Raw genomic sequence first — 25,614 nt, forward strand, 5'->3', positions numbered from 1 at the left:
GCCGGCGCATCAGCCGCCTGCGGACTTCAAGCGTTCCTGCGCCTCGTCGCGGCTGCCGAAGATCTGCGGGTCGGCGACGCGCTTGCCGAAGGATTCGCCGAGTCTGGCGCGCAGGAAGGTACTCGAGGTATAGCGCGTCACGTCCGTGTAGTGCCGGTCCATGATGCCCTTGACCATGGCCGTGTAATCATCGATCAGTTCCGGCGCGATGCTGAAGCGGTCGTAGTTGACGATGGCCGCCACCCTGTGGCCGATCGGCGCCAGGCGTGATTCCACGGCGGCGAGGATGCGGTCGATGTCGGCGCGGGAGCGTACCGAGAGGCCCTCGAAATTGACGAAGAACACGTTCTGCGCCGCGTCGTAGCTCAGGCGTTGTTCGAGCGGCATTTCCAGCAGGCCGGGGCGCAGGCCCATCGGCTCCGCGCTGAAAACGCGCGCGTCCATCAGCGCTGGCGGCTGGCGCATGAGCGGAGCGAATTCCATGCGGTCCAGAATGTCGCGCCGCAGATCGACGCCGGGCGCGATCTCGATCAGTTCCAGTCCCTCGGCGCAAAGGCGGAAGACGCAGCGCTCGGTGACGTAGAGCACGGTCTTCCCGCTCGCGGCGGCAACCGGGCCGCTGAACGTGCGGTGTTCGACCTCGTTCACGAACTTCATCGCCTTGCCGTCGGCAAGAATCTTTAGGACGCCGGCTTCAAGTGCGAGTTCGAGCTTGCCGGCGGTGAAAGTGCCGACGAAGACCACCTTCTTTGCGCTCTGGCTGATGTTGATGAAGCCGCCGGCGCCGGCAAGCTTGGGGCCGAACTTCGAGACGTTCAGGTTGCCTTCCCGGTCGGCCTGGGCGAGGCCGAGAAAAGCGATGTCGAGGCCGCCGCCGTCGTAGAAATCGAACTGGCTGGGCTGGTCGACGATGGCTTGGGTATTGATTGCCGCGCCAAAGTTCAGGCCGCCGGCCGGAACGCCGCCGATCACGCCAGGCTCGGCGGTGAGGGTGATGAGGTCGAGGATCTTTTCCTCCGTCGCAACGCTGGCGATGCCTTCCGGCATGCCGATGCCGAGGTTAACCACGTCGTTTGCGGTGAGTTCCATCGCCGCGCGGCGGGCAATGATCTTGCGCTCGTCGAGCCCCATCGGTGCCACGGCCGAGATCGGTACCCGTATCTCGCCGGAAAACGCGGCACTGTAGGGTTCGATGAAGGTCTGCATGTGGTATTCGGGCTTTTCCGCCACCACCACGCAATCCACCAGCACGCCGGGAATCTTCACCTGGCGCGGGTTCAGGGTATTGCGATCGGCGATGCGCTCGACCTGGGCGATGACGATGCCGCCGGAGTTGTGCGCCGCCATGGCGATCGCCTGTGCTTCGAGCGTCAGGGCTTCGCGCTCCATGCTGACATTGCCGTCGGAATCCGCCGTGGTGCCGCGGATGATGCCGACATGGATCGGGAAGGCCTTGTAAAACAGAAAATCCTCGCCGTCGATCGGCATCAGGCGCACCAGGTCGACACCGCTGGCAAGGGTCCGCTGGTTGAGCTTGCCGCCGCCATGGCGCGGATCGACGAAGGTGCCGAGCCCGATCCGGGTCAAGGTTCCGGGCTTGCCGGCGGCGATATCGCGGAACAGGTGACAGATCACGCCCTGCGGCAGGTTCCAGGCCTCGATGCGGTTGGCGACCGCGAGCTGCTGCAGCGTCGGCACCAGTCCCCAATGCCCGCCAACGACTCGCCTGACCAGGCCGTCGTGGCCCAGGTGATTGAGGCCGCGCGCCTTGCCGTCGCCCTGGCCGGCGGCATACACCAGCGTGAGATCACGCGGATGGCCCAGGCCGTGGGCATCGGCCTCTTGCGTCTCGAGAAATCGCGTCTCGAGCGCGACGGCGATGTTCTCGGCAAAGCCGATGCCGACGAAGCCGCCGGTGGCGATCGTGTCGCCGTCGCGGATCAGCTTCACGGCCTGGGCGGCGCTCATGACCTTGCCGGTGTCGCCACCGCGTAGGGACGCGATCAGGGGATGCTGGGACATGGGTTGCTCCTTGCGTGCTGTTGCGGACGTCGTGGATGGACGATTATCGCGCCATGCCGGATCACGGGAGTGTGACCGAAACACCGATGCCAGAAAAACAAACCCCGCCGGAGCGGGGTTTGCAGTATCCGTCCGCTGCCGCGAGCGGCAGCATGGAATTTACTTCTTCTTCGGCGCTGCCTTGGCCGGCGCGCTGCGGCCGGTCTGCATGAAGTTGTCGAACGTGGCCTCGGTGAAGCGGAACCAGAGGTTCTGCTCGTCGCGGAAGGCCGCGTAGTCGGCATACACCTTCTTCCAGTTCGGGTTCTTCGCCGACAACTCGTCGTACAGCTGCATCGCCGCGTCGTGCGCCGCCTTGAGGATGCTCTTGTCGAAGGCGGCGAGCTTGGCGCCGTTGGCCACCAGGCGCTTCAGCGCCGCCGGGTTCTTGGCGTCGTAGCGTGCCTGCATCTCGACGTGGGCGTGCGAGGCGGCGGCGGTGACGATGGCCTTGTAGTCTGCCGGCAGCCCTTCCCAGGCCTTGTTGTTGACGTACAGGGACAGCTGCGGGCCGCCTTCCCACCAGCCAGGGTAATAGTAGTGCTTGGCGACCTTGTAGAAGCCCAGTTTCTCGTCGTCATAGGGGCCGACCCACTCGGTGGCGTCGATGGTGCCCTTTTCCAGCGCCTGGTAGATTTCACCGCCGGGGATGTTCTGCGGCACGCCGCCGATCGCCGCCAGTACCTTGCCGCCGAAGCCGCCGATGCGCATCTTGAGGCCCTTGATGTCGGCCACCGACTTGATCGGCTTGCGGTACCAGCCGCCCATCTGGGCGCCGGTGTTGCCCATCGGGAAGTTGACGATGTTGTAGCCGGCATAGAACTCGCGCAGCAGCTTCATGCCGTTGCCTTCGTACATCCAGGCCGTCATCTGGCGGCTGTTGAGGCCGAAGGGAATCGCGCAGTCGATGGCGAAGGTTTCATCCTTGCCGAAGAAGTAGTAAGGCGCGGTGTGCGCGCATTCGACCGTGCCCTGCTGCACGCCGTCGACCACGCCGAAGGGGGGCATCAGTTCGCCGCCGGCATGGACGGAAATCGTGAACTTGCCGCCGGTGGACTCGCTCACCGACTTCGAGAACACCTCGGCGGCACCGTAAATGGTGTCGAGCGCCTTGGGGAAGCTCGAGGCCAGGCGCCAGCGGATGGTCGGGGACTGGGCGTGGACCGCCGGCGCGGCGCCGGCAGCCAGGATGCCGGCGATACCGGCGTTTTGCAGAAACTTGCGACGTTCCATGTATGAGATCTCCTCGTTGTGGTTCAACCAGACAGGCGGCCCCAGGCTGGGTGCCGCCGGATACTACACCATCACTTCTTGCCCTGTTTCAAGGACTGTTCGAGCGCTTTGCCCGGATCGTCCGCCTCGTCTTCCTTGTCGGCCTTGCCGTCCGCGCCTTCCTTGTCCTTTTCGCCATCGTCCTCCTCGGCCTCCGGCGCCATGGACTCCAGGCTACCGGGAGCCTCGATCTGGACATCCTGGGTGCTTGCCGCGGCCGGCTTGTCCAGGCTGTCGAGCACCAGGTTCGGGTAGATCACCACGGCAGAGACCATGATCAGCTGCAGGATGATGAAGGCGATCGCGCCCTTGTAGATCTGCGTCGTGGTCACCGCCGGGATGCGCTCGTTGGTGACGCGGTCGTTGTAGTCGGACTTCGCCGCCACGCTGCGCAGGTAGAACAGGGCGAAGCCGAAGGGCGGGGTGAGGAAGGAGGTCTGCAGGTTCATGGCGACGATGACGCCGAACCAGATCAGGGCATCGCTGCCGGCCGGCAGCAGGGCCGGCAGGATCTTCTCCGCCACCGGCGCCAGGATGGGCACGACGATGAAGGCGATTTCGAAGAAGTCGATGAACATGCCGAGGATGAAGATCAGCAGATTCACGATAATCAGGAAACCCATGGCGCCGCCGGGCAGCTTGTCGAACAGGTGCTCGACGAACTTGTGGCCGTCGGCGGCGTTGAAAGTGAAGGAGAACACCGTCGAGCCGATCAGGATGAAAAGCACGAACACCGAAAGCTTGGTGGTGTTCTCCAGCGCCTGCACCAGCAGGTCCTTCGACAACTGGCGGCGAGCGATCGCCATCACCAGCGCGCCGAGCGCGCCCATCGCGCCGCCCTCGGTCGGCGTCGCCAGGCCGAGGAAGATGGTGCCCAGCACCAGGAAGATCAGCACCAGCGGCGGGATCAGAACGAAGGTCACGCGTTCGGAGAGCTTGGAGAGCAGACCCATGCCGGTGAGTTTGTTGATCAGCGCGAGGCCCAGCGCGACGAACGAGGAGATAGTCATCGACAGGATCAGGATTTCGTCGCCGGGCGCCGCGTTTTCGCGGCCGGTCCAGCCCTTGATCAGGCCGTCGTGCACCTGGGACCAGGCGATGCCGGCCGCCGCCGCGACCAGCAGCAGCAGCAGCAGCGAAATGTGGCCCGAGGACCCATTGGCTTCCTTGTAGATGCGCGCCTCGGCGGGCAGGGCCGGCACCCAGGCCGGCTTGACGAAGGCCACCACGATGACGAACAAGGCATAAAGGCAGACCAGCAGCACGCCGGGGACCAGGGCGCCGGCATACAGGTCGCCGACCGAGCGGCCGAGCTGGTCGGCCATCACGATCAGCACCAGCGAGGGCGGGATGGCCTGGGCCAGGGTGCCCGAGGCGGTGATCACGCCGGTGGCGATGGCGCGGTTGTAGCCGTAGCGCAGCATGATCGGCAGCGAGATCAGGCCCATCGAGATCACCGCCGCGGCGACCACGCCGGTGGTGGCGGCGAGCAGGGCGCCGACGAAGATCACGGCAAGGGCGAGGCCGCCGCGCAGCGGGCCGAACACCTGGCCGACGGTCTCCAGCAGGTCCTCGGCCATGCCGCTGCGCTCGAGGATGATGCCCATGAAGGTGAAGAAGGGGATGGCCAGCAGCGTGTCGTTCTGCATGATGCCGAAGATGCGCAACGGCAGCGCCTGGAACAGCGAGGGTGGGAACATGCTCGCTTCCATGCCGAGGAAGCCGAAAAAAAGCCCCGTCGAGGCGAGCGCAAACGCCACCGGAAAGCCGGTGAGGAGAAAGAACAGCAGGCCGCAAAACATCAGCGGCACGAAGTTTTGGGCGATGAATTCCATCAGCGGACTTCCTCTCGTACGTGTGCGGCGTGTTCCTCGATCTCGTGGCCGATCTCATCCTTGGCCGCGGTTGCTTCATGGCCGATGGCATCGGGTGCAGCGCCGGCGAGAAAGGCCGCGCGCTTGATCAGTTCGGAGGCGCCCTGCAGCCCCAGCAGCGTGAAGCCGAGCGGGATCAGTGCATACATCGGCCAGCGAATCAGGCCGCCGGCGTTCTGCGACATCTCGCCGCTGTTCCAGGCATTCACGAACAGGGGCCAGGAGATCACGACCAGCATGTAGCACAGCGGGAACAGGAAGACGACGATGCCGACGATGTCGATGATGTTGCGTGTCTTTGCCGAGAGGTGGTTGGAAATGAAGTCGATGCGCACGTGGGCGTTCTTGAGGAAGGCGAAGCCGGCGCCGAGCATGAAGACGGAGGCAAACAGGTACCACTGGATTTCCAGCAGCGCGTTCGAACTGGTGTCGAAGGCCTTGCGCACGATGGCGTTGCCGGCGGAGATCAGCACGGCGGCGAGGATCAGCCAGATCAGACTGCGGCCGAGCCGGTCGTTCATCCAGTCGACCCCGCGGGAGAATTTCAACATGGCGTTCATCGGTGCGACTCCAGGGTGGCGTTGCGCAGGCCGCGGCGATTCAAGGGAATGCCGGAGAATGGAAGGGGCATCATAACCTGAGGTTTCAATATTCGTCGAATCGAAAGCCTGCCGGCACCGGGTGCGTCAGCAGGTGTGCGGTGCAGCAAGCGATTCCCGTGATATCGGTGGATTGGATCAATGGTAAGACCAAAACGTTCGGCATGATATCGATGCCAACCTACATTGTCAATTGAAATATTTTCATGGCCCCGGTTTATTTCAGGGCAATTGATCTTTTGGTCAGACCAATGATATATTGAGTCAATGGATACCAGAATGACCGCTCCCCGACTCGCCGACGTCGTTGCGCGCGAGATCGAACAGCGCGTGCTCGAGGGCCGCCTGAAACCCGGCGACCGCTTGCCGTCCGAGCGGGAACTGTCGGTCCAGCTCGGCGTTTCGCGCGCTTCGCTACGTGAAGCCATCCAGAAGCTTGCCGCGCGCGGCTTGCTGGAAAGCAGGCAGGGCGGGGGAACCTTCGTCACCGACCGGCTGGATTCGAGCTTCGGCAATCCGTGGGAGGAAATCCTGCGCGATCATCCGGGTGTCCATGAGGACATGCTGGAGTTCCGCCACATGCTGGAAGCGCGTGCCGCCGAATGCGCGGCGACGCGGGCCACGACCGTCGACCGCGAACGTGTGAGGCAGTGCCTCGCAGCACTCGAGGATTCATTTCGCGGCCAGGACCTCGACCTGCAGGTGGATAGCGACCTGGCCTTCCATCAGGCCATCGCCGAGGCCTCGCACAACGTCATCGTCGGCCACCTCACGGCCAGCCTGTTGCGCCTGATGCGCGACAACCTGCGCCGCAACCTCTCCGAACTGATGCAGGTGCCGGCGGCCCGCGAAGCCTTGCTCGACCAGCACCGGGCGGTGTGGCATGCCATTGAGCAGGGGGATGCCGGCCAGGCGCTGGATGCGGCTGCCAGCCATATCGGCTACGTGCGCCAGAACCTGACGCGCATGCTGCGCAGCGACGCCCGCCACAAGCCGTAAAATACGCCGCATGACGGCAACACGCATCACCCGCTTCTGCCTGATTCGCCATGGCGAGACCGACTGGAACGGCGAAAAGCGCATCCAGGGGCAGATCGACATCGACCTCAATGCCCGCGGCGAAGCCCAGGCACGGGCCGTCGCCGACGGCCTGCAAGGGCAGTCTTTTGCCGCCATCTACAGCAGCGACCTGCGCCGCGCCTGGCATACGGCGAGCATTGCCGCCGCAGGGCTCGGTCTCGCCGTCTCGCCGGCGCCGACTTTGCGCGAGCGGCATTTCGGCGTGCTGCAGGGCGTCACCGCGAGCGAGGCGCGCGAGCAGCTGCCGCATGCCCACCATCACCACCTGGCGCGCACGCCGGACTACGATTTCGACAGCGGCGAATCCCTGGTCGTGTTCGCCGAGCGGGTGATGAGCGGGCTCGATGCGCTGGCGGAGTGTCACCTCGGGCAAAGTGTGCTCGCCTTCACCCACGGCGGCGTGCTCGACATTGCCTATCGCGCCGCGACGCGCCGCGCGCTCGATGCGCCGCGCGATTTCATGCTGCCCAATGCTGCCTTCAACTGGCTGGAACGCGATGACGTCGGCTGGCGATTGATTTCCTGGGCCGATTGCGGGCATCTGCAGCGCGCGCTGGACGAAGTGCCCGGCTAGCCGCCGCTTGGCGGCCGGACCGGGGCGGATGCTAAAATTCGATGTTTCCCACCCCTCTCCGGATCCCGCCATGTTCCAGAAGCAAAACGCCCTCGCCAAGACCGATCCCGAACTCTGGACCGCGATCCAGAACGAGAACCGCCGCCAGGAAGACCACATCGAGTTGATCGCCTCGGAGAACTATGTGTCCTGGCCGGTGATGGAAGCCCAGGGCTCGCAACTGACAAACAAGTATGCCGAGGGTTATCCGGGCAAGCGCTACTATGGTGGCTGCGAGAACGTGGACGTGGTCGAGCAGCTGGCCATCGACCGGGCGAAGCAGCTGTTCGGCGCCGATTGCGCCAACGTGCAGCCCAATTCCGGCTCGCAGGCCAACCAGGCGGTGTTCTTCGCCTTCCTCAAGCCGGGCGACACCATCCTCGGCATGAATCTGTCGATGGGCGGTCACCTGACCCACGGCATGCCGCTCAACATCAGCGGCAAGTGGTTCAACATCGTGCCCTACGGCCTCGACCAGAACGAGGAAATCGACTACGCCGAGATGGAGCGGCTGGCGCACGAGCACAAGCCCAAACTGATCATCGCCGGTGCTTCCGCCTACGCGCTGCGGATCGACTTCGAGCGTTTCGCCAGGGTGGCCAAGGCCGTCGGCGCCATTTTCATGGTGGATATGGCGCACTACGCCGGTCTGGTCGCTGCCGGCTGCTACCCGAATCCGGTACCCCACGCCGATGTCGTCACCACGACCACGCACAAGACCCTGCGCGGTCCGCGCGGCGGCCTGATCCTGATGCGCGCCGAGCACGAAAAGGCGATCAACTCGGCGATCTTCCCCGGCATTCAGGGCGGACCGCTGGAGCATGTGATAGCCGCCAAGGCGGTGGCGCTGAAGGAGGCGATGACGCAGGAATTCAAGGACTACCAGAGGCTGGTGATCGACAATGCCCAGGTGATGGCCAGGGTATTGAAGAGCCGCGGCCTGCGCATCGTCTCGGGACGTACCGAGTCGCATGTATTCCTGGTCGATCTGCAGGCCAAGAACATCACCGGCAAGGATGCCGAGGCCGCGCTGGGCCGCGCCCACTTGACGGTGAACAAGAACGCCATCCCCAATGATCCGCAAAAGCCCTTCGTCACCTCCGGCATCCGCCTCGGCACGCCGGCGATGACCACGCGCGGCTTCACCTCGGTCGAGGCCGAACGGGTCGCCAACCTGATCGCCGACGTGCTCGACGCGCCGAACGACGAGGCGGTGCTGGCGCGGGTGCGCGGCGAGGTGTCCGTTATGTGCAAGAAGTTTCCGGTGTATGGCTGACCGTCATGAAGTGCCCGTATTGCGCCGAGCCTAATACCCAGGTCGTCGATACACGGGAAAACGAGGACGGTGACACGGTTCGTCGTCGTCGTCGCTGTTTGTCCTGCGACAAGCGCTTCACCACCTACGAGCGCGTCGAGTTGCAGTTGCCCCAGGTGGTGAAGAAAAACGGCAGCCGTACCGACTACGACCGCGACAAGCTCAAGGCCAGCATGATGCTGGCGATGAGGAAGCGCCCGGTTACCACGGAAAGCATCGACCTCGCGCTCGATCGTATCGAGGAAAAGCTGGTGCAGCTGGCGCTGCGCGAAGTGGCCTCGGACCGCATCGGCGAGCTGGTGATGCGCGAACTGAAGAAACTCGACAAGGTGGCCTATATCCGTTTCGCCTCGGTGTACCGCAACTTCGAGGACGTGGACGAGTTCTCGGACGCCATCCGCGAAATCAAGAAGCCGCGGCAGCCCCGCGCCAGGTCCTGACGGGTTGCGGCTGATGGGCGCCGCATGAGTTTTTCCGCTGCCGACCATGGTTTCATGACGCGTGCGCTGCAACTGGCGCAGCGCGGCCTGAATACCGCGACCCCCAATCCCCGCGTCGGCTGCGTCATGGTCCGCGACGGCAAAGCCATCGGCGAAGGCTGGCATGAAAAGGCGGGCGGACCGCATGCCGAGGCCGCCGCGCTGGCGCAAATAGTCGGCGCTGGCGATACGGCGGTCGGTGCCACGGCCTACGTCACGCTGGAACCCTGCAGCCATTTCGGGCGCACGCCGCCCTGCGCAGATGCGCTGATCGAGGCCGGTGTGGCGCGGGTCGTTGCCGCGATGCAGGATCCGAATCCGCTGGTCGCCGGGCAGGGCCTGGCGCGGATTTCCGCCGCGGGCATCGAAGTAGCCAGCGGATTGCTGGTAGCCGAGGCGAGGGAGCTCAACATCGGCTTCGTCTCGCGCATGACGCGCGGGCGACCCTGGCTGCGGCTGAAAGTCGCTGCCAGCCTTGATGGCAAGACCGCGCTAAACAACGGTGTATCGCAGTGGATCACCGGGCCGGATGCCCGGCGCGATGCCCACGCCTGGCGCGCGCGCTCCTGCGCGGTGCTGACCGGCATCGGTACGGTGAAGGACGACAATCCCCGGCTCACCGTGCGCGAGGTTGCTGCTCCGCGCCAGCCGCTCAAGGTGGTGATCGACAGCCGGCTCGAAACGCCGGCCGATGCCGCCGTGCTCGATGGCGGCAACGTGCTGATCGTCGCGGCGCAGGACGATCCCGCGCGCAGTGCGGCCCTGCGCGCGCGCGGTGCCGAGATCGTGTTTTTGCCCAATGCGCAGGGCAAGGTCGAGCTCCCGGCCCTGCTGCAGGAACTCGGGCGGCGTGGCATCAACGAAGTGCTCGCCGAAGCCGGCACGCGACTCAACGGTTCCCTGCTGCGCGAAGGCTGTGTCGATGAACTGCTGATCTACCAGGCGCCGATGCTGATCGGCGATGCCGCGCGCGGCATGTTCGGGCTCGCCGAACTGACCGAGCTGGCCGGGGTGTGCCGCTTGAACATCATCGAGCGCCGTAGCGTGGGCGCCGACTTTCGCATCCGGGCACGCCTTGGCCAGGCGTGACAGGGACGAGGAGGAGGGGCGGCGCGATTTTCGCGGCCGCAGCCTGCTGATCAACATCCTGCGCGTGTTCCACATCGTCGGGCTGGCCGGCATTTCCGCCGCGGTGCTGGCCGGTGCGGCGGGCGCCGAACAGTGGGGCGGCGTGATGCTGGTTTCCGGCATCGGCATCATCGCGCTCGATGCCTGGGCCAATCCGCTCTATTTTCGCCAGGCCAAGGGAATCGGTACGCTGCTCAAGATCGCCCTGGTGGTGCTGATGGTGGTTTGGGACAGCGGGCGCCAGCCGCTGTTCTGGTTCGTGCTGGCGTTTTCCGTCGCGCTCAGCCACGCACCGGGGCGGATTCGCCACCGGCAGTTGTTCTGACCAGCCGAAGGCTCAGTTCGCGGCCGCGCCGCAGACCGTGCAGCCCGGATCACGCGGCAGGCGGATCTCGCGCCACTCCATGCCGAGGCCATCGAGCAGCAACAAGCGACCGGCGAGGCTGGTGCCGCAGCCGATCAGCAATTTCAGTGCTTCGGCGGCCTGCACCGTGCCGATGATGCCGGTCAGCGGCGCGAAGACGCCCATCACCGCGCAGCGCACTTCCTCGACCTCCTGACCTTCGGGAAACAGGCAGTGGTAGCAAGGGGCGTCCGCCTGGCGCGAATCGAACACCGCCACCTGGCCGTCGAAGCGGATTGCCGCACCGGAGACCAAAGGCTTGCGGAACTTGACGCAGGCTCGATTCACGGCGTGGCGCGTGGCGAAGTTGTCGCAGCAGTCGAGCACGATGTCGGCCTGCGCCACTTCCGCGTCCAGGCGCTCGCCGGAAAGCCGCTCGGCCAGCGCGACGACCCGGCATTCGGGATTGATCTCGCCCAGGGTGCGCTTGCCGGAGGCTGACTTGCTCATGCCGACCGCATCGGTGCGATGCAGGATCTGGCGTTGCAGGTTCGTCATGTCCACCGTATCGCCATCGGCCAGCACCAGCGTGCCGACGCCGGCCGAGGCGAGGTAGTAGGCGGCGGGCGAACCGAGACCGCCGGCGCCGATCACCAGGGCGCGCGCATTGACGATGTTTTCCTGCCCTTCGATGCCGATCTGCGGCAGCAGGATGTGGCGGCTGTAGCGCAGCAGCTGTTCGTCGTTCATTGGGCCGTCGGGGCTCAGCGTTCCTGACGCAGCTCGGGCGGAGTCTCGTCGTGATCGCCGTGGGGATGGTGTTCCCAGGCCTTGGAATAGACCTCGTGCGATTTCTTGATCAGGCGTTCCGGCACGCGCATGTTGCGCATCTGGGTTTCCTCGCAGAAATACACTACGGTTCGCACCAGCTTGCTATAGACGCTATTGTCGAGATGGAAGCCCTGGCGCACCAGCGCGGCTTCCAGTCCCTCCAGCGAGTAGTCGCTGATCTCGTACCAGATCGAGAGGCTGCAGGGAACGAGGCCGCTGTCGATTTCCATGCCGTCCAGCCCGGCAAGCAGCCTGCGCGCTTCTTCCACATGTTCCGGATGGTTCGGGTCGAAGCGCAGTTCGCGGTGCTTGCGCGTACCGGGTTGCGGCACGAACGCGGCGGGACGCTGGCGCGGCTTGCCATCGCGCTTTTCGTCCCGCAATTCGCGAGCCTTCTCCGGGGTCATCCTGCTCATCGTTCGCCTCCCGATGAAAAAGCTTGTGAAGACATTATCGAGCGGAACAACTGTTCATGTGGCTTCAGCGCTTGATGATCTGCCAGGCCTTGAGCAGATTGACCGCCTGGTTGAGCTGGTAGTCCTTCTTCGAGGCGAACTCGATGGGCGCTTGCGGCGAATCGTCGGCGTCGTCCTTGCCCTTCTTTTCGTCCTTCTTGGTCTGCGGCTTGGGTGCCGGCTCGGCGGCCTTTTCGTTTTCGCCGCCGAGATGGCGTTCCAGGTCGGCCTCGCGCACGCGTTCGCGCGATCCACCATTGGCGCTTTCCTCGACGATGATGTCGGGTGTAATGCCCTTGGCCTGGATCGAACGGCCCGAGGGCGTGAAATAGCGCGCCGTGGTGAGCTTGATCGCCGCATTGTTGGACAGTGGCAGCACCGTCTGCACGGAGCCCTTGCCGAAGGTCTGGGTGCCCATCACGATGGCACGCTTGTGGTCCTGCAAGGCCCCGGCGACGATCTCCGACGCCGACGCGGAACCGCCATTGACCAGCACCACCATCGGCGTGGTCCGCGCCCAGGCCGGCAGGCCTTTCATGATGTCTTCCTTGTTGCCGCGCTGGTAGTCCTCCGGGCTGGCCACGTAGCGTCGCTTGGCATCGTCGGTGCGGCCGTCGGTCGAGGTAACCAGGGTTTGTGGCGGCAGGAAGGCGGCGGAAACGCCCACCGCGCCGTTGAGCAACCCGCCTGGATCGTTGCGCAGGTCGAGCACCAGTCCCTTGATGCCGTCGCCCTTGGCCTCCTTGTCCGCCTTGGCCAGTTTGTCGAGGTGCTTAACCACGTCAGGCGCGGTTTCTTCCTGGAACTGGGTGACTCGCAGGTAGCCATAGCCGTTGTCGAGCAGCTTCGACTTGACGCTTTGCACCTTGATCTTTTCTCGCGTCAGGGTGACCTCGAAGGGTTTGCCTTCGCCCTTGCGCACGACGGTAAGCCGGATTTGGGTCTTTGGCTTGCCACGCATCTTCTTGACGGCGTCGCTGAGCGTGAGTCCTTTCACCGGAGTATCGTCAAGCTTGATGATCAAGTCGCCGGATTTCAAGCCGGCCCTTTGCGCCGGGGTGTCGTCGATCGGCGCCACCACCTTGACGAAGCCGTCTTCCATGCCGACCTCGATGCCGAGGCCACCGAACTCGCCCTGGGTGCTGACCTGCAGGTCCTTGAAGGAATCGGGATCAAGGTAGGCCGAGTGCGGATCGAGGTTGGCCAGCATGCCGCTGATGGCGTGGGTGATCAGCTTCTTGTCATCGACCGGTTCCACATAGCCCTGCTTGATTGCGTTGTAGACATCGGCAAAGCTGCGCAGCTCCTCGATCGGCAGCGCCGAACTGGCGGCATCCTTGTTCGCGCTGGCGGAAAAATTCAGGCTGATGAAGACGCCGGCGATCAGGCCGGTCACTACCAGACTCGCTTGCTGCAGCTTGCTGCTCATAGGTACTCCGAAGAAGAAAGGCAAAGCCACATTGAACGCCCCCACCGCCCCATCCCCCGCCCACGCGGGGGCAACTGGTTGGCTCGCAGCGCTCGAATACCAGAGGACGCCCCTCTGTTGTTGAACGCTAGCGAATGCCGACCCACTTGAGGGGGTCAAAGGGCTGGCCCCGATGCCTGAGTTCAAAGTATAAACCCGAGTCGGCATTGCCGCCGCTGTTTCCCACGGTGGCGACGGAATCACCATTTTTTACAACTGAGCCGACCGCCGCCAGCAGCGATTCGTTGTTGCCGTAAACGGACAGGAAGTCGTCACCGTGGTCGATCACCAGCAGGTTGCCAAAGCCGCGCAACCAGTCCGCGAACACCACCGTGCCCGGTGCCACGGCCCTGACCTCAAGGCCTTCGGCCGCGCGAATGAAGACGCCCTTCCAGAGTGCCCCTCCTTCCGCGCGCGGGGAGCCGAAGCGACCGGCGACCGTGCCCCTGGTCGGCAGGCGCAGCTTGCCGCGCAGGGCGGCGAAAGCGCCCGTGACGTCACCGGGATCGTGATTCTTCAGTCGTGGGGCCCCGGCCGTTACCGACCCGCCGGCATTGGGTGCCGCTTGGGCAACTCGTGGCCTGGCCTTGCGCGTCGCGGCGATCCGCGCCAGGCCATCTATCAGCTTTGCCAGGCGCTGCTCATCCTTCTTCAGCGTGGCAATTTCCCGGCGTTGCGCCTTGAGCCGATCCCCGATCGCCGCCAGCATGCCGGCACGCTGCTTTCCGCGTTCGAGTAACTGGGCGCGACTTTCCTGCTGCCGCTGCTCGTTCTCCGCCACCTGCGCCTGCCGTTCGCGCGTAGCGTCGGCGAGCCGCTTTTTCTCGGCGGCGATGCTGCGCAACTGCTGTATCAGGTCGGCCTTGGCGCGCGAGAGTTGGGTCAGGAAATACCGGTCGCGCGTCGACTGGTTGGGATCGGTGCCGGCAAGCAGAAGTGTCAGTGCGTCGGAATTGCCGCCGACGAACTGGCTGCGCAGTAGGTGCGCGAGGTGGTTCTGCTGCATTCCGGTCTGGCGGTCGAGACGCTGGTTCTGGGCATCGAGGTCGGCAATCTGGGCCTTCAGCCCGGCACGCTGGGTGCCAAGTTCATGCAAGCGCCGGTTGGCGTCGGATATCGCCGATTCGGTATCGCGCAACTGATCGGTGATGTGGCCTTTTGACTCCTCGGCCGCCGCCATTTCGCGTCGAAGCGCTTCGATGCGGCCCTTCAGGTCGTGGAGTTCGCCCTTCTTCGAATCCGCGTTGGCCGCGAATGCCGAAGAAAGGAAAACTGCTGTAACGAAGAATGAACAGTGGAACGCGAATGGTGCGAGGCGGTGCGGAATGCTCACTGTTCACATTTCGTGTTTCACGCCTTGGCCTTGCCCTGGTTGGCCACGGCCTGCATAGCCGCCTTGATGGCGTCTGCATCGCCGAGGTAGTAGTTGCGAATCGGCTTCAGGTCGGCGTCGAGTTCGTAAACCAGCGGCTGCGCGGTCGGGATGTTGAGGCCGACGATGTCGGCGTCTGAAACCTTGTCCAGGTACTTGATCAGGGCGCGCAGGCTGTTGCCGTGTGCCGCGATGACGACCTTCTTGCCGGACCTGACGGCCGGCGCGATGGATTCGTGCCAGTAGGGCAGGAAGCGTTCCACGGTGTCCTTGAGGCATTCCGTGCGCGGAAACTGGGCAGGCGGCAGGTTCGCATAGCGCGGGTTGCCGGTTTCCAGGCGCGGGTCGTCCTCGGCCAGTGGCGGCGGCGGCGTGTCGTAGGCACGGCGCCAGACCAGCACCTGCTCGTCGCCATATTTTGCGGCGGTTTCCGCCTTGTTGAGCCCCTGCAAGGCTCCGTAATGGCGTTCGTTGAGGCGCCAGGAATGTTGCACCGGGATCCACATCCGGTCCATTTCTTCCAGCACCGTCCACAAGGTCTTGATGGCGCGGCGCAGCACCGAGGTGTAGGCGATGTCGAAGGCGAAGCCTTCCTTCTTCAGCAGCTGGCCGGCGGCCACGGCCTCGGCCAGACCCTTTTCGGTGAGTCCGACGTCGGTCCAGCCGGTGAATCGGTTTTCCTGGTTCCAGGTGGATTCGCCGTGGCGGAGCAGAACTATCTTGTACATGGCTGGCCTCAAAGCTTTGCAATAGCAGTATTCTATAATATTGTCGATTGCCGACAGCAAAAGCAGAATAAGCAAAGACACAATCAACGCGTTACATCGAGGAAGCCTTCCGGCATGAATCCAGCAATCAGCGAACTCATCGGCAAGCAGGAACACATCGAAACCGCGGCGCGGGCGCTTAAGGCGATTTCGCATCCGTTGCGCCTGAAAATACTTTGCGTGGTGGGTGGCGACGAAACCTGCGTGCAGGACATCGTTGAGGCTGTCGGTACCTCGCAAAGCAATATCTCGCAGCACCTCGCCATTTTGCGCGACAAGGGCGTCCTGCAGACCCGCAAGGATGCCAACCGGGTTTTTTATCGCATCGCCGACCAGCGCACGCTGCAACTCATCGCCCTCATGCGCGAAGTGTTCTGCGGCGTTCCGGCACACAGGGAATAGACAACAATGGAATTCGTGCAACAGAACATCATGTGGGTTGCCCTGGCAGCAGTCAGTGGCGGAATGTTGCTGTGGCCGATGATCGCGGGCGGTACCGTGGCGCATCTCAGCCCGGCCGAGGCCACGCTGCTGATGAATCGCGAAGATGCGTTGGTACTCGACGTGCGCGAAACCGGCGAATGGAGCACGGGCCACATTACCGGTGCCCGCCACATCACGCTGGGCCAGCTCGACAAGCGCCTGTCGGAACTGGAGAAGTTCAAGGAGAAGCCGATCATCGTGGTTTGCGCCACGGGCAATCGTTCCTCGTCGGCCTGTGGCCAACTGAAGAAGCATGGCTTCGACAAGGTCTATAGCCTTGGCGGCGGAATTTCCTCCTGGCGCGACTCCAGTCTGCCGCTCACCACCAAGTCCTGAACAGAGAGAAAGTCATGTCCAAGGTCCTGATGTACTCCACAGCAGTATGTCCCTACTGCGTACGCGCGGAACAATTGCTGACGCGGAAGGGCGTCACCGATATCGAGAAGGTCCGTGTCGACCTCGATCCGCAGCGGCGCGAGGAAATGATGCAGAAGACCGGCCAGCGCACGGTGCCGCAGATCTTCATCGGCGAAACCCATGTCGGCGGCTGTGACGACCTTTACGAACTCGAGCACCAGGGCAAACTTGATTCCCTGCTGGCCGCGTAGAATCAGCCCTTTTCCCTAACCATCGAATTCATCATGAGCGACCAGCAGCCGGTATTCAGCATCGAAAAGATTTACGTCAAGGACCTCTCCATCGAAGTGCCCAACGCGCCGCAGATCTTCCTGGTGCGCGAGACGCCGAGCATCGAAGTGCAGATCCAGAGCGGCGCGACCACCATCGGCGACGGCATGTACGAAGTGGCCCTGACCGTTACCGTGAATGCCAAGGAGGGCGAAAAGGCCTTCTTTCTGGTCGAGGTGATCAAGGCCGGCATTTTCCAGATCCGCAACGTACCCGAGCAGGACATGGAGCCAATACTTGCCGTGGCCTGCCCCAACATCCTTTTCCCCTATGCGCGGGAAACGATCTCGGACGCCATCAATCGCGCCGGCTTCCCGCCCGTGATCCTTGCCCCGGTGAATTTCGAGTCGCTCTACCAGCAGCGGCTGATGGAGCAGCAGCAGAACGAAAGCAAGATCCAGCTGCAATAACGGGCGACGCGAGACCACGATGCCGGCACTCGCTGCGCCACGGCGCCTTCCCTCCCTCGCTCTGATGCTCGCGACGCTGTTTTCCGCACCGGCGGCGCTCGCGCTGGATTACCGAACGGTGACCGAGGCGGCAGCCGTCTACGATGCCCCCTCGGCCAAGGCCAAGCCGCTGTTCGTGGTTCTTGCCGGCACCCCGGTCGAACTCGTCGTCGGCCTCGAAGGCTGGTCCAAGGTGCGCGACAGCAAGGGCGACCTGACCTGGATCGAGAAGAAGCACCTGTCCGAAAAGCGCAACGTCATCGTGCGCGCCGAGCGCGCGCAGGTGCGGGCCGCCGCGGAAGACAAGGCCGCGCTGGTGTTCGAAGCCGAGCGCGACGTGGTGCTGGAACTGCTTGAAGTCCAGCCCGGCGGCTGGGCCAGGGTACGCCATCGCGACGGTCAGGACGGGTTTCTCAAGGTGACGCAGGTCTGGGGTCATTGAGTTCTGCGGCGTCGCCGATGTCGTCGCGACGGGGAGGATAGGATGCGCATAGCGGTGCTCGGTGCGGGGGCCTGGGGTACGGCGCTGGCGATCGCCTTCGCTGCCCGGCACGAGGTGGTGCTCTGGGCGCGCGATGCCGCGCGGGTCGAGGATATGGCGCAGGCCAGGGAGAACCGGCGCTACCTGCCCGGGTGCGCGTTTCCCGAGGGCATGAAACTCACTTCCGATTTTTCCGCCGCGCTTGCCGGCGCCGATCTGGCGCTGCTGGCCGCGCCGCTGGCCGGCTTGCGTGCCCTGCTCGAACAACTCAAGGCCGTTGCTCCGGCAACGCCATTCCTCTGGGCATGCAAGGGCCTCGAAGCAGGCAGCGGTCTGCTGCCGCATCAGGTGGTGGTGGCGGTGATGGGCAAGGTTTCCTGCGGCGTGCTTACCGGCCCCAGCTTCGCCCTGGAAGTAGCGCGCGGCCTGCCCACCGCAATCACGCTCGCGGCGGCCGATCCCGCGTTCGCCGATGCCACCGCGCAGCAACTGCATGGCGGCAACCTGCGCATCTATGCCAATGACGACCTGGTCGGCGCGGAGGTCGGCGGCGCGGTGAAGAACGTATTGGCCATTGCCACCGGCATCTGCGACGGCCTCGGTCTGGGCAACAATGCCCGCGCCGCGTTGATCACTCGCGGCCTGGTGGAAATCACCCGTTTTGGCGAGGCGCTCGGCGCCCGACGCGAAACCTTCATGGGCCTGGCCGGCATGGGCGACCTGCTGCTGACCTGCACCGGTGACCTGTCGCGCAACCGGCGCGTCGGCCTGCTGCTCGCCGACGGCAAGGCGCTGCCGGAGATCGCCGCGGAACTGGGCCATGTCGCCGAAGGCGTGCCGGCCGCGCGCGAGGTGGCGCGCCGCGCCGCCGAACTCGGCGTGGACATGCCGATCACGCGCGCCGTGACGGCGGTGCTCGACGGCCACATCAGTCCGCGCGTCGCCGTGGAACAGCTGATGTCGCGCGGTGCCAAGCACGAGTAGGATCAGACGCCGCCGGCGAAATCCTGTTGCCGCCAGGCTTCGTAAACCATCACCGCCACGGCATTGGACAGGTTGAGGCTGCGGTTCCCCGGCAATAGCGGCAGGCGCAAGCGGTTGTCCGCGTCGATGTCCTCCAGCACCGCGTTCGGCAGTCCGCAGGATTCGGAGCCGAACACAAACGCATCGCCGGGTTGGAAGTTGGCGCTGGCGTGACGGCGAACGGCACGCGTTGTCAGGGCGAACACGCGGGCTTCGCCCAGCGCCGCCCGGCAGGTGCTCCAGTTCGGATGCACCGTGACGCAGGTCATCTCGTGGTAATCGAGTCCGGCACGGCGCAGTTGTGCGTCGGACAGGGTGAAGCCGAGCGGCTCGACAAGATGCAGGAGGCAGCCCGTGTTGGCGCACAGACGGATTACATTGCCGGTATTGGGCGGGATTTCTGGGGTGACCAGGACGACATGGAACACTTGCAGGTATCTCCGAAAAGCGGTAGTTTCTGCAAAATCAGCTGATTAGCTGGTAAATTTCGTGCAAAATCGCAGCAGAAAGGTTCCCGATTTTACGGGTACTGGGGAGATTGCCTGATGGCACGTCCGGAAAAGATCCGTCTTGGCGACATGCTGGTGCAGCAACAGCTCGTCACCGGCGAGCAGCTCAAGCTCGCGCTCGACGAGCAGAAGCGCTCGGGGCGCAAGCTTGGTCGCGTCCTGGTGGAAAGCGGCTACGTTACCGAAGAAGGCATCTCGCTCGGACTCGCGCGCCAGCTCGGTGCCGACTACGTCGATCTCAAGACCTTCAAGCTGCAGCCCGAACTGATCAAGCTGTTGCCCGAAGCCCAGGCGCGCCGCCTGCGCACCCTGGTGCTGCAGGAGCGCGCCGGGATGCTGGTGGTCGGCATGGCCGATCCGACCGACCTGACAGCCTTCGACGAACTGGCGCGCATCCTCAAGCGCGAGATCAACCTCGCCGTGGTGACGGAGAGCCAATTGCTCGCCACCGTCGATCGGGTCTATAGCCGTGCCGCCGAAATCAGCGGCCTGGCGAAGGAACTCACTGCCGACATGGGTGACGTCGCGACCGAGTTCGGCAATATCCTCGGCCTTACGGCCGGCGCCGAGGACGCGCCGGTGGTCAAGCTGCTCAACACCGTGTTCGAGGAGGCGCTCAAGATGCGCGCCTCCGACATCCATATCGAGCCGCAGGAAAAGTCGGTGGTGATCCGCTTCCGCATCGACGGCGTGCTGCACGTGCAGACCGAGGCCGATTCGAAGATTTCGACGGCGCTGGTGCTGCGCCTGAAGCTGATGTCCGGCCTCGACATTTCCGAGAAGCGCCTGCCGCAGGACGGCCGCTTCAACATCAAGCTGCGCAACACCGCGATCGACATCCGCATCTCCTCGATGCCGACCCAGCACGGCGAATCGGTCGTCATGCGCCTGCTGGCGCAGAACACCGGCCTGCTGCAGCTGGACCGTCTGCACATGCCGCCGCGCGTGCTCGAACGCTTCCGCCATTCGATCGCGCGGCCCGCCGGCATCGTCTTGGTGACCGGACCTACCGGTTCGGGCAAGACCACCACGCTGTATGCGGCGCTCAACGAGTTGAACACTCCCGAAAAAAAGATCATCACCGTCGAGGATCCCGTCGAATACCGCCTGCCCGGCCTCAACCAGGTGCAGGTGCACGAAAAGATCGACCTCTCCTTCAGCCGCGTGCTGCGTTCCGCCCTGCGCCAGGACCCGGACATCATCCTGCTGGGCGAAATGCGCGACCAGGAGACGGCCGAGATCGGCATGCGCGCCGCGATGACGGGCCACCTGGTGCTGTCCACACTGCACACCAACGACGCGTTGTCGACGCCGATCCGCCTGCTCGACATGGGCGTGCCGCGCTACATGGTGGCCATGTCGATCCAGATGGTCCTCGCCCAGCGCCTGGTGCGCGTCACCTGCGAGAACTGCTCCGCACCCTGTGCGCCAAATCCGAACGAACGCCTGTGGCTCAAGGCTGAACTCGGCGACCAGGTGGACAGCGTCGAATTCCGCCGTGGCGCGGGCTGCAGCCACTGCGCCAACACCGGCTACCAGGGTCGCCAGGCGGTCTATGAAATCCTCGACATGAACAATGCGCTGGTCGAGGCGGTGAACCGCGGCGACCCCAACGAGTTCATGCAGATCGGTCGCGAGCAGATGGCCGGCAACACCCTGCGCCGCGATGCCGTGCGCCTGGTGGTCAGCGGTCGCACCACCATCGAGGAAGCCATGCGCATCAGTACCCAGCTTGACGAGTAGGTCGCCGCACATGGACCCCAACATGACTACGTCCGGACGCGTGGCAAGCGTTTGCCGACACGGATCGCGGTAGGCCATGCCCAGCTTCGCCTATCGCGGCCGCAACGGCGCCGGCGAGATCGTGCAGGGCAGCATGGACGGCGCGACCGCGGGTGCCGTGGCCGACCAACTCGTCGGTAGCGGCGTGACGCCGGTGGAAATCAAGGTGGCCGAGGGTGCCGCGGAAAAGGCCGGCACCGGGACCGGCGGCATCCAGCTGTTCCGGCAAAAAGTAGAACACATGGATGTCCTGCTGTTCTCGCGCCAGATCCATACCCTGTTGCGTTCCGGCGTGCCCATCATGCGCGCGCTGGCCGGCCTGCAGGAATCCAGCAACAATCCGGCGATGAAGGAAGTGCTGCAGGACGTGCGCGAAAGCCTCGATTCCGGCCGCGAGCTTTCGCTGTCGCTGGCGCGGCATCCCAAGGCGTTCTCGCCCTTCTACCTGTCCATGGTGCGCGTCGGCGAAATGACCGGTCGCCTGGAAGAAGTCTTCATCCGCCTGTTCGACCATCTCGCCTTCGAGCGCTTCATGAAGGACCAGGTCAAGTCGGCGCTGCGCTACCCATCCTTCGTCGTCGCCTCGATGGTGATTGCCGTCGTCATCGTCAACATCTTCGTGATCCCGGCCTTCGCCCGTGTGTTCAAGGGCTTCGGCGCCGAATTGCCATTGATGACGCGCATGCTGATCGGCTTTTCCGACTTCATGCTGAACTGGTGGCCGGCATTGCTGCTGGGCGGCGTCGGCGCCGTGTTCGCCTTCAACGCCTGGCGCCGGACGCGGCGCGGACGCTACGACTGGGATCGCCTCAAGCTGAAGATCCCGATCGCCGGCAAGATCGTGCGCAAGGCGACGCTGGCGCGCTTCGCCGCGAGTTTCGCGCTGGCCTCGCGCAGCGGCGTACCGATCATCCAGGCCCTGACCAACGTCGCCGAAACCGTAGACAACGCCTACATCGCCGACAAGGTGGAAAAAATGCGCGACGGCGTAGAGCGCGGCGAAAGCATCCTGCGCACATCCATTGCCGCCGGCGTGTTCACTCCCGTGGTGCTGCAGATGATCGCGGTCGGCGAGGAATCCGGCGCGCTGGACGACATGATGAAGGAAGTGTCCGACATGTACCAGAGCGAGGTCGAGTACGAACTCAAGACACTGGCGCAGCAGATCGAGCCGATCCTGATCATCGCGCTTGGCATCATGGTGCTGATCCTGGCGCTGGGCATCTTCCTGCCGCTGTGGGACCTGGGCAAGGTCACCATGAAGAAGTGAGCTCTGACATGAGGCACCAGCACGGTTCCACCAAGTTCGAATTCGCCGTCACGGTGGCGATCTTCGGTGTTCTCGCCACATTGCTGCTGGCGCGCCTCAACGCGATACAGGCCGAGGCCGAGCGCACCGAGGTCGACCTCACGGTGCGCAACATCCGCGTCGGCATCCAGTTGGCGATTGGCGAACGCATCATGCGTGGCGAGGAGGAACGCCTCGGCGAAGTGGCGCAAGCCAGCCCGGTCGATTTCCTCGGCCATCGCCCGCGCGGCTTCAGCGAAGGCCGCGTGGCCGAGGCGGAGGGTCAGTGGGCCTGGGATCCGGTGCGCCGCGAACTGAGCTACCTGCCGCGCCTGCCGGTCGCATTCGGCGACGCCAGGGAGTTGCGCTGGCGCTATGTGGCGCGGGTCGATGCCTCGGGCAAGACAGTCGGCGCCAGCCTCGTAGGGCTGAACTAGATTCGTATATGGTCGATAATCAAGCTATTGACCGCAATGCCAACTGATATTTTTTACCGGTCGCAGACCCGAAGGTTTTCACTACCATGAATCCAGGCCGCCGTTTATCGCTCGAACGTGGCTTCACCCTGATCGAACTGGTGATCGTCATCACCATCATCGGCATCCTTGCCGCCGTGGCCCTGCCGCGCCTGATCGACGCCCAGCGCGATGCGCGGGTGGCCAAGGCGAACGCGATCTACGGTTCCATGCGCTCCGCGGTGAGCCTGGCCCGCTCGCGCTGCGAACTCGACCTCGCCGGCACCGCATCGAGCCTGACGGCGATCAATTGCAGTTCGACGCCGCCCAAGGTGAACATGGATGGCCTCATGGTCGATATCGTCAATCGCTATCCGGCCGCCACGGTGAACGGCATCGACGCCGCCGCCGCGCTCAACCTCGCGGCGGATGGACTGGCTGCGGGCGGCAGCGGCGGCACGCGCACCTACGACGTGGCGGGCGGTACGCTGCCCAATTGCCGCATCAGTTACCAGGAGGCCACCCTGAGCGGAGCGTTGATCGTCGCACCGGTGATTTCCGTAGTGACCACCGGGTGCTAGGGTTATACTGAAGGTCATAAATTCATGCGATACGCAAAGGAGAGGGAAATGAAGGCACGGGGTTTTACCTTGATCGAGCTGGTGGTCGTGATCGTGATTCTCGGCATCCTCGCCGCCTCGGCGCTGCCGAAGTTCGTCGATCTGTCGTCGGACGCCGTGCAGGCCAAGGCCGACGGCATCGCCGGCGCGCTCGGATCGGCGGGCGCCATGCAGTATGCGAAGTCCAAGATTGCGGGAACCTCACCGGTCACCGCCGCCACCACTTGCAGCTCGGCACTGATTACCGGCGCGACCTGTGCGACCAGCATCACGGTCACTCCTGGCGTCTGCAGCAGCGGTTCGGCGAATTGCACCGTGGCTTGCGCCGAAGCGGGCGTCACCAAGAGCGGCGTCTCCCAAGTACCCTGCGATTCCTGATGCACGCGTCCTGACCTCGCCGCGGGATTCGGGCTGATCGTTCGTCCCGCTCCGATCGTTGCGGTTTGTCTGGGCCTGCTCGCCGTCATGGTGAGCGGGCCCTTTGTTTTGCCCTTCCACACCCACCCGATCGCCAGCTTCCATTCCGAGTGGTGGGCGGCAGCCCTGGGTCTGGCGGCGGCGGCCTGCGGACTGTACACGGCGCGCCAGGGCTTGCCGCTTCCCGTACTGTTGGTGGTCCCTGCGGTGCTGCTGGCCATGCTGCTGTTGCAGTTCGCGCAGGGGCAACTGGCGTTCGCGCAGGTCGGCCTGCTGCATGCGCTTTACCTGCTCTGGGCCGGCCTGCTGATGGTGCTGGGGCGGCACCTGGCCGCGACCCTCGGCGTCGCCGCCCTGGCCGACGCGCTTGCACTGGGCCTCGTGGTCGGCGGCCTGGCCGCCGCCGCCGCCGCCGTGGTGCAATGGCTCGGGATTGCCGGCTCGGTGCCCTGGGTTTTTCCCCGGCTCGGCGGCGCCATCCAGGCCAACGTGGGCCAGAGCAACCACCACGCGCTCCACAGTTTCCTCGCCATCGCCTCGCTGTTCCATCTGCGCGCCGGCACCCGGTTGTCGCGGCCGCTGTTCTGGCTTCTGCTGACGGCAATCGGCTTCGGCGCCGTGCTGGGCAGTTCGCGCAGTGTCTTCCTTTATGCCGCCGTCGTGGTCTGCGCAGTGCTCCTGGCGCGAAGCAAGGATGCGCAGGGGCCGGGGAAAGGCATCGTGGTCGACGCCGCGCTGCTGCTGCCCTGGCTGGTGGCGCTTAGCCTGTTCGGTAGCTGGGCCGGCGCCGTCGGCGGCGACAACGCGGCGGCGACATCCGGCGTTCGCCTCTACGAGGAGGTTTCCGGGCCGAGCGCGCGGCTGGCAATCCTGCGCACCGGCTGGGCCGCCTTTCTCGAAGCGCCATGGCTGGGACAGGGTGCCGGCAACTATTCCTTCGCCAGCTTCGTCGCCGCGTCGGCACAGCAGGCCGGCGCACAGTTCATGGTGTCCGAGCATGCCCACAACCTTGTCCTCAATCTGCTGGTGGAGTTCGGCGCGCCGGTTGCGTTCGCGGTGGTCGTCGCGCTGGCGGCGTGGGCGGTCGCCTTCCTGCGCCAGCCGTGGCAGCCGGCGCACGCTTGGTGTGCCGCGGTGCTGGGCATGGTGGCGATCCATTCGCTGCTGGAATATCCGCTCTGGTATGCCTATTTCCTTGGTCCGACGGCCCTGCTGCTCGGCGCCGCCGGTTCCGGGGGCGGCTTGTTGCCGGGCGCGCGGCGCGCGCTGGTTTATGTGACGATCGCGGCGCTGGCCGGCGCGGCGACGCTGGCCGGGCTGCGCGCCGACTATGCCGCGATCGAAGCCGCCACCTATCGCCCCTTCGCCGGTCATGCGGAGCGCGAGAGCGCCTGGCGGCTGTCGATGCAGACCTTGCTGCGGCTGCACCGGGAATCGCTGCTTGCGCCCTGGGTGCTGCGCGCCTTCAACATCATGGCGGAGCCCGATGCGCAGCTTGCCGCGGATCGTGCCGACCTGTGCCAGCTGGGCCTGCGTCTGACTCCGGCGCGGGCCCTGGTGACGCGCTGCGCGATCCACCACGCGATTGCCGGCCGCGAGGCCGAGGCGCGCCGCCTGGCGCTGTCTGCCCTGCGCGCATTTCCGGAGGAGGACGCGGCGACCCGTGGCGAACTGGCGCTGGCCGCGCGCATTTTCCCGGCGGTCGAGCCCTTGCGCGCGCTCGCCGAGTCGCTGCGCGCCGTGCCGCAGGCCGGCGGGTGATC

Annotated in this window: 28 protein-coding genes; 18 read left to right on the plus strand and 10 right to left on the minus strand. The window is 64.8% G+C overall.

Features of this window, described 5'->3' with window-relative positions; all coding sequences use genetic code 11:
- Positions 1–9: 9 nt before the first annotated feature.
- From J0M27_RS05050 to J0M27_RS05065, 4 genes are all read right to left on the minus strand, one after another.
- Positions 10–2,022: an acyl CoA:acetate/3-ketoacid CoA transferase gene (locus J0M27_RS05050; RefSeq protein WP_294988081.1), complete on the minus strand. Its 2,013-nt coding sequence runs from the start codon at positions 2,020–2,022 to the stop codon at positions 10–12.
- Between the two features lie 159 nt (positions 2,023–2,181).
- Positions 2,182–3,294 (minus strand): TRAP transporter substrate-binding protein, encoded by a 1,113-nt coding sequence (locus J0M27_RS05055; RefSeq protein ID WP_294988083.1) that lies wholly within the window; start codon positions 3,292–3,294, stop codon positions 2,182–2,184.
- A 71-nt stretch (positions 3,295–3,365) separates the two neighbouring features.
- Positions 3,366–5,168: a TRAP transporter large permease subunit gene (locus J0M27_RS05060; protein WP_365962193.1), complete on the minus strand. Its 1,803-nt coding sequence runs from the start codon at positions 5,166–5,168 to the stop codon at positions 3,366–3,368.
- Positions 5,168–5,767 carry a TRAP transporter small permease subunit gene (locus J0M27_RS05065; RefSeq protein ID WP_294988085.1) on the minus strand — a complete coding sequence of 200 codons (600 nt, stop codon included), beginning with the start codon at positions 5,765–5,767 and terminating at the stop codon, positions 5,168–5,170. Before J0M27_RS05065 ends, J0M27_RS05060 begins: the two co-directional genes overlap by 1 nt.
- A 318-nt stretch (positions 5,768–6,085) precedes the next feature.
- Here J0M27_RS05065 and J0M27_RS05070 point away from each other — a divergent pair, with 318 nt between their 5' ends.
- The 6 genes from J0M27_RS05070 (at position 6,086) to J0M27_RS05095 (ending at position 10,746) form a co-directional block, all read left to right on the plus strand.
- On the plus strand, positions 6,086–6,805 hold the full coding sequence (locus J0M27_RS05070) for a GntR family transcriptional regulator (RefSeq protein ID WP_294988086.1): 720 nt from the start codon (positions 6,086–6,088) through the stop codon (positions 6,803–6,805).
- A gap of 10 nt (positions 6,806–6,815) precedes the next feature.
- The gene (locus J0M27_RS05075; RefSeq protein ID WP_294988088.1) at positions 6,816–7,460 is read left to right on the plus strand and encodes a histidine phosphatase family protein; all 645 of its coding nucleotides are present in this window, start codon (positions 6,816–6,818) and stop codon (positions 7,458–7,460) included.
- A gap of 70 nt (positions 7,461–7,530) precedes the next feature.
- Positions 7,531–8,775, plus strand: a complete 1,245-nt coding sequence (gene glyA, locus J0M27_RS05080) for a serine hydroxymethyltransferase (RefSeq protein ID WP_294988090.1) — start codon at positions 7,531–7,533, stop codon at positions 8,773–8,775.
- A 5-nt stretch (positions 8,776–8,780) separates the two neighbouring features.
- Complete coding sequence (gene nrdR / locus J0M27_RS05085) at positions 8,781–9,254, plus strand: transcriptional regulator NrdR (RefSeq protein WP_294988093.1); 474 nt, start codon at positions 8,781–8,783, stop codon at positions 9,252–9,254.
- A gap of 24 nt (positions 9,255–9,278) precedes the next feature.
- A complete protein-coding gene (gene ribD, locus J0M27_RS05090) occupies positions 9,279–10,382 on the plus strand; it encodes a bifunctional diaminohydroxyphosphoribosylaminopyrimidine deaminase/5-amino-6-(5-phosphoribosylamino)uracil reductase RibD (protein ID WP_294988095.1) in 1,104 nt (367 codons plus the stop codon).
- On the plus strand, positions 10,369–10,746 hold the full coding sequence (locus J0M27_RS05095; protein ID WP_294988096.1) for a hypothetical protein: 378 nt from the start codon (positions 10,369–10,371) through the stop codon (positions 10,744–10,746). The genes ribD and J0M27_RS05095 overlap by 14 nt, the downstream gene beginning before the upstream one ends.
- A gap of 12 nt (positions 10,747–10,758) precedes the next feature.
- Here J0M27_RS05095 and moeB read toward each other — a convergent pair whose 3' ends face one another.
- The 5 genes from moeB to gpmA all read right to left on the minus strand — a co-directional run bounded on the left by moeB (position 10,759) and on the right by gpmA (position 15,618).
- Positions 10,759–11,514, minus strand: coding sequence for a molybdopterin-synthase adenylyltransferase MoeB (gene moeB, locus J0M27_RS05100; protein ID WP_294988097.1), 756 nt, complete (start codon positions 11,512–11,514; stop codon positions 10,759–10,761).
- A 14-nt stretch (positions 11,515–11,528) separates the two neighbouring features.
- On the minus strand, positions 11,529–12,011 hold the full coding sequence (locus J0M27_RS05105) for a hypothetical protein (RefSeq protein ID WP_294988099.1): 483 nt from the start codon (positions 12,009–12,011) through the stop codon (positions 11,529–11,531).
- Positions 12,012–12,075: 64 nt separating this feature from the next.
- Positions 12,076–13,479 (minus strand): S41 family peptidase, encoded by a 1,404-nt coding sequence (locus J0M27_RS05110; protein WP_294988101.1) that lies wholly within the window; start codon positions 13,477–13,479, stop codon positions 12,076–12,078.
- 127 nt (positions 13,480–13,606) lie between these two features.
- Complete coding sequence (locus J0M27_RS05115; RefSeq protein ID WP_294988103.1) at positions 13,607–14,851, minus strand: peptidoglycan DD-metalloendopeptidase family protein; 1,245 nt, start codon at positions 14,849–14,851, stop codon at positions 13,607–13,609.
- Between the two features lie 17 nt (positions 14,852–14,868).
- Complete coding sequence (gpmA, locus tag J0M27_RS05120; RefSeq protein WP_294988104.1) at positions 14,869–15,618, minus strand: 2,3-diphosphoglycerate-dependent phosphoglycerate mutase; 750 nt, start codon at positions 15,616–15,618, stop codon at positions 14,869–14,871.
- 114 nt (positions 15,619–15,732) lie between these two features.
- Between gpmA and J0M27_RS05125 the strand changes: the two genes are divergently transcribed.
- From J0M27_RS05125 to J0M27_RS05150, 6 genes are read left to right on the plus strand one after another with little or no spacing between them, the layout of a single operon-like run.
- Positions 15,733–16,059, plus strand: coding sequence for a metalloregulator ArsR/SmtB family transcription factor (locus J0M27_RS05125; RefSeq protein WP_294988106.1), 327 nt, complete (start codon positions 15,733–15,735; stop codon positions 16,057–16,059).
- A 6-nt stretch (positions 16,060–16,065) separates the two neighbouring features.
- Positions 16,066–16,476 carry a rhodanese-like domain-containing protein gene (locus J0M27_RS05130; protein ID WP_294988107.1) on the plus strand — a complete coding sequence of 137 codons (411 nt, stop codon included), beginning with the start codon at positions 16,066–16,068 and terminating at the stop codon, positions 16,474–16,476.
- A 14-nt stretch (positions 16,477–16,490) separates the two neighbouring features.
- The gene (gene grxC / locus J0M27_RS05135) at positions 16,491–16,748 is read left to right on the plus strand and encodes a glutaredoxin 3 (protein WP_294988109.1); all 258 of its coding nucleotides are present in this window, start codon (positions 16,491–16,493) and stop codon (positions 16,746–16,748) included.
- A 33-nt stretch (positions 16,749–16,781) separates the two neighbouring features.
- Positions 16,782–17,237 carry a protein-export chaperone SecB gene (gene secB, locus J0M27_RS05140; protein ID WP_294988111.1) on the plus strand — a complete coding sequence of 152 codons (456 nt, stop codon included), beginning with the start codon at positions 16,782–16,784 and terminating at the stop codon, positions 17,235–17,237.
- A 19-nt stretch (positions 17,238–17,256) separates the two neighbouring features.
- Positions 17,257–17,718: an SH3 domain-containing protein gene (locus tag J0M27_RS05145; protein WP_294988113.1), complete on the plus strand. Its 462-nt coding sequence runs from the start codon at positions 17,257–17,259 to the stop codon at positions 17,716–17,718.
- 42 nt (positions 17,719–17,760) lie between these two features.
- Positions 17,761–18,741, plus strand: coding sequence for an NAD(P)H-dependent glycerol-3-phosphate dehydrogenase (locus tag J0M27_RS05150; RefSeq protein ID WP_294988115.1), 981 nt, complete (start codon positions 17,761–17,763; stop codon positions 18,739–18,741).
- Positions 18,742–18,743: 2 nt separating this feature from the next.
- Here the strand turns inward: J0M27_RS05150 and J0M27_RS05155 are convergent, their stop codons facing one another.
- Positions 18,744–19,208, minus strand: coding sequence for a tRNA (cytidine(34)-2'-O)-methyltransferase (locus tag J0M27_RS05155; protein WP_294988117.1), 465 nt, complete (start codon positions 19,206–19,208; stop codon positions 18,744–18,746).
- A gap of 117 nt (positions 19,209–19,325) precedes the next feature.
- On the opposite strand from J0M27_RS05155, the gene J0M27_RS05160 reads away from it, so the two are divergent.
- The 6 genes from J0M27_RS05160 (at position 19,326) to J0M27_RS05185 (ending at position 25,612) form a co-directional block, all read left to right on the plus strand.
- Positions 19,326–21,032 (plus strand): GspE/PulE family protein, encoded by a 1,707-nt coding sequence (locus tag J0M27_RS05160; RefSeq protein WP_294988119.1) that lies wholly within the window; start codon positions 19,326–19,328, stop codon positions 21,030–21,032.
- 76 nt (positions 21,033–21,108) lie between these two features.
- Positions 21,109–22,341, plus strand: coding sequence for a type II secretion system F family protein (locus J0M27_RS05165; RefSeq protein WP_294988121.1), 1,233 nt, complete (start codon positions 21,109–21,111; stop codon positions 22,339–22,341).
- 8 nt (positions 22,342–22,349) lie between these two features.
- Positions 22,350–22,796: a hypothetical protein gene (locus J0M27_RS05170; protein WP_294988123.1), complete on the plus strand. Its 447-nt coding sequence runs from the start codon at positions 22,350–22,352 to the stop codon at positions 22,794–22,796.
- An 86-nt stretch (positions 22,797–22,882) separates the two neighbouring features.
- Positions 22,883–23,395, plus strand: a complete 513-nt coding sequence (locus J0M27_RS05175) for a type II secretion system protein (RefSeq protein ID WP_294988125.1) — start codon at positions 22,883–22,885, stop codon at positions 23,393–23,395.
- Positions 23,396–23,443: 48 nt separating this feature from the next.
- On the plus strand, positions 23,444–23,812 hold the full coding sequence (locus tag J0M27_RS05180; protein ID WP_294988127.1) for a type II secretion system protein: 369 nt from the start codon (positions 23,444–23,446) through the stop codon (positions 23,810–23,812).
- 90 nt (positions 23,813–23,902) lie between these two features.
- Entirely contained in the window at positions 23,903–25,612 is a 1,710-nt protein-coding gene (locus tag J0M27_RS05185; protein WP_294988129.1) for an O-antigen ligase family protein, read from the plus strand.
- The last annotated feature ends 2 nt before the right edge of the window (positions 25,613–25,614 follow it).

This window comes from Sulfuritalea sp. (genome assembly GCF_017302275.1).
GTDB lineage: Bacteria > Pseudomonadota > Gammaproteobacteria > Burkholderiales > Rhodocyclaceae > Sulfuritalea.